A 6,509-nucleotide genomic window follows, 5' to 3' on the forward strand; every position below is an offset into this window, starting at 1 on the left:
CGAATTCTCACAGCTCCGGCAGCACCTGGGTGACGAGACGGTCGAGCTGCTCGGGCTCGTCGAACATCGGGTCCAGCAGCACCAGGCCCGCGCCTGCCTCGATCACCTCGCGCAGGCCGTGCGCGCACTGCTCGGGAGTGCCGGTCAGTGCCATGTCGGCGCCGCCGTACCGCCGGCGGAGCTGCTCGCCGATCCTGTCGTCCGCGCCGACCGAGACGTAGACGCGCTTGGCGATCGGGAAGCTTTCCTGGTCGCGGCCGGTCCGCTCCAGCTCGGCCCTGACCGTACGCACCTGCTCGGCGAACGCCGCCGTCGTGGCCCCGCCCGCGCCGATGAAGCCGTCGCCGTACCGGACCGCCCGCCGGACCGCGGTCGGCTGGTGCCCGCCGATCCAGACGGGCGGATGCGGCTTCTGGTAGGTCTTCGGCTCCATGGCCGCCTCCACCTGCCAGAACCTCCCGTGGAAGGAGATCTCGGGCTCGGTCCAGCACGCCTTCATCAGCTCGATCCCCTCGGTGAACCGCGTCACGACCCCCTCGGGCGGCACCCCGAACGGCGCCAGCCTGCTCGTGCGGCCCAGCCCGAACCCCACCTCCAGCCGTCCGCGGCTGAGCTGGTCGAGGGTGCTGATGCTCTTGGCCAGGTGCAGCGGGTTGCGCAGGACGCTGACGAACACCGCGCAGCCGATGCGCAGCCGCTCGGTGCAGGCGGCGGCGTACGTCATGACCTCGATGGGGTCGAGCATGGGGATGGGTGAGAGGGTGCCCTCCTGCGTCCAGACGCTGTGGAAGCCGGCCTCCTCGACGCGCCGGAGGTAGGCGCGGAACGCGGCCGGGTCGAAGGCGCCGTCGGAGACCTGCTGGGGGAGGGAGACGGCGAAGGCGGTGGTGTTCGTGGGCTCGATCATGTACCAGGGAATAGCCCGATGGTGGCCGCCGCGTCCAGTTTCGCGCGCCGTCGGGCGGAGAGTGCCCCGCCGGCGTCAGAACGTGATGACCGTGCGGGCCACCGTGCCCTCGCGGACGTGGGTGACCGCCTCGTTGACGGCGTCCAGCGGCAGGCGTTCGGAGATCAGGGCGTCGAGGTCCAGGTGGCCCCTGGCGTACTGGGTGGCCAGCATGGGGAGGTCGCGGTGCGGAGCGGCGTCCCCGCCCTGGGTGCCCATCAGGCTGCGGGAGGCGAACAACAGGCCCGTGTCCAGCTCCAGCGGGTGGCCCTGCGGCGGGCTGCCCACCATGACCGTGGTGCCGCCGGGCCGCGTCGAGGCGAAGGCCCGCGCCAGCACACCCGGCACGCCGGTCGCGTCGAAGGCGTAGTCGACCCCGCCCTTGACCACGTCGCTCACCTGGCGGGGCAGGTCCGCGGGCAGGAGGGTGTGGGTGGCGCCGAAGCGTTCCGCCGTCTTGAGCTTCTGCTCGGCCACGTCGGCCGCCACGATCGTGGTGGCGCCCGCCAGCACCGCGCCCTGGACCACGTTGAGCCCCACCCCGCCGCAGCCCACCACCAGGACCGTGCTGCCCGGCCGGACCCGGGCGACGTTGAGCACCGCGCCCACGCCGGTGACGACGCCGCAGGCCAGCAGGCACATGGCGGCGAAGGGTGCGGATCTGTCGATCCGCACGCACATGGCCTCGGGGACGACCGCGTACTCGGCGAACGAGCCGATGCCGATGAAACGGCGCACCTCCTGGCCGTCCAGGGTGATCCGCGGCGGGCCGCCCATGATGGTGGGCAGCCGCGACGGGCCCGAGCAGAGGTGGAAGCGGCCGGAGCCGCAGGGGTGGCAGCGCCCGCAGGGACCGTTCATGGCGATGATGACGTGGTCGCCGGGCGCGACGGAGGTGACGCCCGCGCCGACGCTCTCCACCACCCCGGCGCTCTCGTGCCCGAGGACGAACGGCAGGCGGCCGACCACGGGGCTCTTGCCGTCGATGGCCTTGAGGTCGGAGCCGCACACACCCGACGCCTTGATCCGCACGCGGGCCTCCCCGGGCCCTGGGCCGGCGATCTCGACCTCGCGGATCTCCATGGGGGCGTGGAACGCGGTGAGCACGGCCGCGCGCATCAGCATGCGCCAAACGGTAGCCGGATCACCTGATGCGAGCAAGCGATTGTTAGGCCCGGACCCGGCCGTGATCGTCGGCTTGTTGTGATGCCGTCCGCCGATCGCGGGCGTTGACGTCCCCGCACCGCCAACTTACGCTCGGGAAAACCAAGCGAGCGCTAGGCCAAAAGTGAGCGGGGAGGCCGTCATGGTGCCTGGGAAGTCGGCGTTCGTGCTGGTCCTGCTGCTCGCCGCCGGATGCGCGGCCCAGCAGCGGGGTACGTCCGGCCAGGGCGGCGCGGCCGGCGTGACCGACACGACGATCAAGGTCGGCGGCGTGCTGACCAAGACCAGCGCCAGCGGCTACTCCACCAAGGACGCCGAGATCGGCGCCAAGGCCAGGTTCGAGCGGGCCAACGCCGAGGGCGGCGTGCACGGCCGGAAGATCGAGTTCCTCGGCGCCGAGGACGACGGGCAGGACGCGGCCAAGGGCGACGCGGCGGCCAAGAAGCTCGTCCAGAAGGACCAGGTGTTCGCCCTCGTCCCCGTGCACGCCCCCAACTTCGGCGGCGCCGCCTTCCTGGAGCAGCAGGGCGTGCCCTGGTTCGGCTGGGCGACCGGCCCCCAGTGGTGCGGCACGAAGACCGGCTTCGGCTACAACGGCTGCCTGGCGCCCAAGCAGGGGGCCGGTTCGCAGACCTGGTGGGGCAGGCAGATGGCCGACCTGCTGGGCGGCGCGGACGGCAAGAGCGTCTACGTCCAGACCTCGGACTCCAGCGGCAGCAAGTACGGCGGCACGACCATCTCCCAGTCGTTCACCGCCGCCGGATTCGAGCTGGTCGGCGTGAACTCCGGCCTGCCCGCCGCCGCCCCGCCCCCCGACTGGCTCCCGTACGTCAACAAGATCATGACCTCCGACGGCGGTAAGCCGCCCGACGTCGTGGTCTCCGTGATCGCCGGCACGAAGTTCAACGTCGGCCTGTACGCGGCGCTCAAACGGGCCGGCTACCAGGGCGTGCTCACCGACGCCACCAGCTACGACGTCGCCATACTCCAGGACCCGGCCGGCGCGCGGGCCCTGGAGGGCGTGATCGCGGCGCCCATGTTCGAGCCGTTCGAGTCCAGCGCCCCCGAGATCGCCCGGCTCAGGCAGGACGTCGAGAGGACGGCTCCCGGCACCGCGCTCACCCAGCACCTGGCCATCGGCTACTGGGCCGCCGACATCTTCCTCGACCTGCTGGACAAGACCGGCGAGGACCTGACCAGGGAGAGGTTCCTGGCCACGGCCAACGGCTCGTACCTCTACGAGAACGCCGGCTTCGGCCGGATCCAGTATCCCAGGGACCACAGCGAGCCCAACGGCTGCGGCGCCCTGGTCAAGCTGGAGAACGGCGCCTTCCAGGTGGCCAAGAACATGAAGTGCTTCGACAACGTGCCGCTCAAATGATCCTCGGCTACGTGCTCAGCGGCCTGGTCACCGGCGCCATCTTCGCGATCATGGGATCGGGCCTGACGCTCTCGTACGCGGCCACCGGCGTGTTCAACTTCGCCCACGGCGCCATCGGCTTCCTGACCGCCCTGCTGTTCTACCAGCTCAACCAGGCCGGGGTGCCCGCCTGGCTGTCCGCCCTGGTGGCGGTGGCGCTGTTCGCGCCGGCGCTCGGCTACGCGCTGCACAAGGCGATGTTCCGTGGGCTGGCCCAGGCGGGGGAGACCGCGCAGATCGTGGCGACGATCGGGCTCACGATCGCGCTGCCCGCCCTCGGCCTGCTGGTCGTGGACCTGACGGGGCTGCCGCCCGCGGACGCGACCGCGCTGCCGCGCGGCGTCGGGCCGCATCCTGCGCAGGCGTTCGACGTGCTCGGCGTGCACCTCGACAGCGACCAGCTCATCACGTTCGGCTTCTCGGCGGTGACGGCGGCCGGGCTGTGGGCGTTCATGCGGCACACCCCGTACGGGCTGCGCATGCGCGCCTCCGTGGACCGCCGCCGCCTGGCCACGCTCCGGGGCATCGACGCGGACGCCACCTCCGCGCTGGCCTGGACGCTGGGCTCCGGGCTGGCCGGGCTGGCCGGGGTGCTCGCGGTGTCGGTGCTGGGGCTGGACGCGACCGCGTACACGGTGCTGCTGTTCGCCTCGGCCACGGCGGCGGTGTTCGGGCGGCTGCGCTCGATCCCGTGGACGTTCGCCGCCGGGCTGGCACTCGGCGTGGTGCAGAACCTGGTCGCCGGTTACACCGACTTCCTCGAAGAGGTGACCGGGCTGCGTACGGCGGTGCCGGTGATCCTGCTGTTCGCCGGGCTCGTCCTGCTGAACCGGTCGCGCGAGCGGGTGGCGGGCAGCGCGGCGGAGGACGCCCCGCCGCCCGACCACCTGGCCGGGCTGCCACCGTGGCGGCGGCGCCTGCCGTGGGCGGTGGGGGTCGCCGCGCTGGCGGTGTTCGCCTTCGCGGGGCCCGACTACTACGTGGGCGTCGCGGCGCAGGGGCTCGTGCTGGCGCTGATCTTCTGCTCGTTCGTGGTCGTCACCGGGATCGGCGGCATGGTGAACCTGGCCCAGGCCGCCTTCGCCGCCATGGCGGCGCTGACGTGCGGGTGGGCGTTCTCGTCGGGGCTGCCGTTCTTCGCGGCGATCCTGCTGGGCGTGCTGGCCGCCGCGGCCGTGGGCCTGCTCGTGGCGCTGCCCGCGCTGCGGCTGGGCGGGCGGGTGCTGACCCTGGCCACGCTCGCCATGGCGCTGCTGGCCGACCAGGTGCTGTTCCAGGTGGACGCGTTCAGCAACGGGACCATCGGATGGCCGCTGCCCGCACTCGGGTTCGGGTTCGCCGACACCTCCGACGCGCGGGTGCGGGTGGTGGTGCTGCTCGTCCTGATCGGGGTCGTGGCGCTGCTCGTACGCAACCTCGAACGGTCGGCCTCCGGGCGGGCGATCCTGGCCGTGCGGTCGGCTCCGGCGGCGGCCACGACGTCGGGGCTGTCGGCGGCGCGTACGAAGATCATGCTCTTCGTGCTGGCGTCCGGCATCGCGGGGCTGGGCGGCGTGCTGTTCGCCGTCTCCAAGGGCTCGATCACCGCCACCGACCTGCCCGCCTTCTCCGGGTTCGTCTGGCTGGCCGTGGTGGTGCTCCAAGGCGTGCGGCGCATCGGCGGGGCCGTGCTGGGCGGGCTCGTCGCCGTCGCCGTGCCCGAGCTGCTGTCCACCTGGGACGTCTCCGCGCACGTCGGCGCCATCCTGTTCGGGCTCGGCGGCGTGATCCTGGCCAAGCACCCGGACGGGGTGCTCACCCAGCTCGCCGAGCTGCGCCACCGCCGCGGTGTTGAAAGGCCCGTTCAAAAGCCCGCTGCCGCGCCTGAGCCCGGCCCGCGCGCGGAGGTGCGCGAGCGGGCGCTGTTCACGATGGAGGGCGTCGTCGCCGGGTACGACGACAGCCCCGTGCTGCGCGGCGTCGACCTGACCGTCAACCCCGGCGAGGTCGTCGCCCTGCTCGGCGCGAACGGCGCGGGCAAGTCCACCACCTGCGCGGCGGCGGCCGGAGACCTGCCGGTGACCGGCGGCCGGATCCTGCTGGACGGCCACGACGTCACCGCCTGGCCCGCCCACCGCAGGGCCCGCGCCGGGATCCTGCTCGCGCCCGAGGGCAGGGGCGTCTTCCCCGGCCTCACCGTGGAGGAGAACCTGCGGACCTGGCTGGCCGACCCCGGCCCCGTCTACGAGCGGCTGCCCCAGCTCGCCGGGCGGCGTACCGTGCTCGCCGGGGCCCTGTCCGGCGGCGAGCAGCAGCTCCTCACGCTCGCGCCCGCGCTCGTGCGCCCGCCCCGGGTGCTGATCGCCGACGAGCCGTCGCTCGGGCTCGCGCCGATGGTGGTGCGGCAGGTGTTCGAGGTCTTCGCCGAGCTGCGGGCCCGCGGGGTCGCGCTGCTGCTGGTCGAGGAGAAGGCCACGGAGGCGCTGGGTATCGCCGACCGGGTGGCGTTCATGCGGCTGGGCCGGGTCACCTGGGCCGGGCCTCGGGCCGAGGTGGACAGTGAGCGGCTGACGGCCGCGTACCTGGGGGTGAGGTGAGCGAGGTGGCCGAGACCGAGCTGGCCGTGGTGGGCGTGTCGGTGGCCTTCGGCGGGGTCAGGGCGCTGGACCAGGTGTCGTTCGAGGTGGACGAGGGGCTGGTCTGCGGCGTGATCGGGCCGAACGGGGCCGGCAAGACCACGCTGTTCGACGTGGTGTCGGGGCTGCGCAGGCCCGGCGCGGGACGGGTGCGCGTGGGCGGGCGTGACGTGACCGGCCTGCCGGCGATCAGGCGGGCGCGGGCCGGGGTGCGGCGCACGTTCCAGCGGACGCAGGTGTTCGGCAGGCTCACCGTGGCCGGGAACGTGCTGGCCGCGCTCGACTGGCACGGCGGGGGTGGCGGGCTCGCCGCCGACCTCATGGGCCGGCCGGCGCGGCGGCGGCTGGAACGGGCGCGGCTGGA

5 protein-coding genes are annotated in these 6,509 nt (G+C 73.3%); 3 read left to right on the forward strand and 2 right to left on the reverse strand.

Annotation, left to right across the window (positions count from 1 at the left end; all coding sequences use genetic code 11):
• Window positions 1-7: 7 nt before the first annotated feature.
• Complete coding sequence (locus tag ABD844_RS32350) at window positions 8-907, reverse strand: LLM class flavin-dependent oxidoreductase (protein WP_344886509.1); 900 nt, start codon at window positions 905-907, stop codon at window positions 8-10.
• A 75-nt stretch (window positions 908-982) separates the two neighbouring features.
• Window positions 983-2,071, reverse strand: a complete 1,089-nt coding sequence (locus ABD844_RS32355) for an alcohol dehydrogenase catalytic domain-containing protein (RefSeq protein ID WP_344886510.1) — start codon at window positions 2,069-2,071, stop codon at window positions 983-985.
• Window positions 2,072-2,252: 181 nt separating this feature from the next.
• Between ABD844_RS32355 and ABD844_RS32360 the strand changes: the two genes are divergently transcribed.
• The 3 genes from ABD844_RS32360 to ABD844_RS32370 form a co-directional block, all read left to right on the forward strand.
• Window positions 2,253-3,491 (forward strand): ABC transporter substrate-binding protein, encoded by a 1,239-nt coding sequence (locus ABD844_RS32360; protein WP_344886511.1) that lies wholly within the window; start codon window positions 2,253-2,255, stop codon window positions 3,489-3,491.
• Window positions 3,488-6,106: an ABC transporter permease subunit gene (locus ABD844_RS32365; RefSeq protein WP_344886512.1), complete on the forward strand. Its 2,619-nt coding sequence runs from the start codon at window positions 3,488-3,490 to the stop codon at window positions 6,104-6,106. Before ABD844_RS32360 ends, ABD844_RS32365 begins: the two co-directional genes overlap by 4 nt.
• Window positions 6,107-6,111: 5 nt before the next feature.
• Window positions 6,112-6,509, forward strand: a 398-nt coding sequence (locus tag ABD844_RS32370; protein ID WP_344886513.1) for an ATP-binding cassette domain-containing protein, incomplete at its 3' end; no start/stop codon positions are given.

Source organism: Nonomuraea antimicrobica, from assembly GCF_039536965.1.
GTDB lineage: Bacteria > Actinomycetota > Actinomycetes > Streptosporangiales > Streptosporangiaceae > Nonomuraea > Nonomuraea antimicrobica.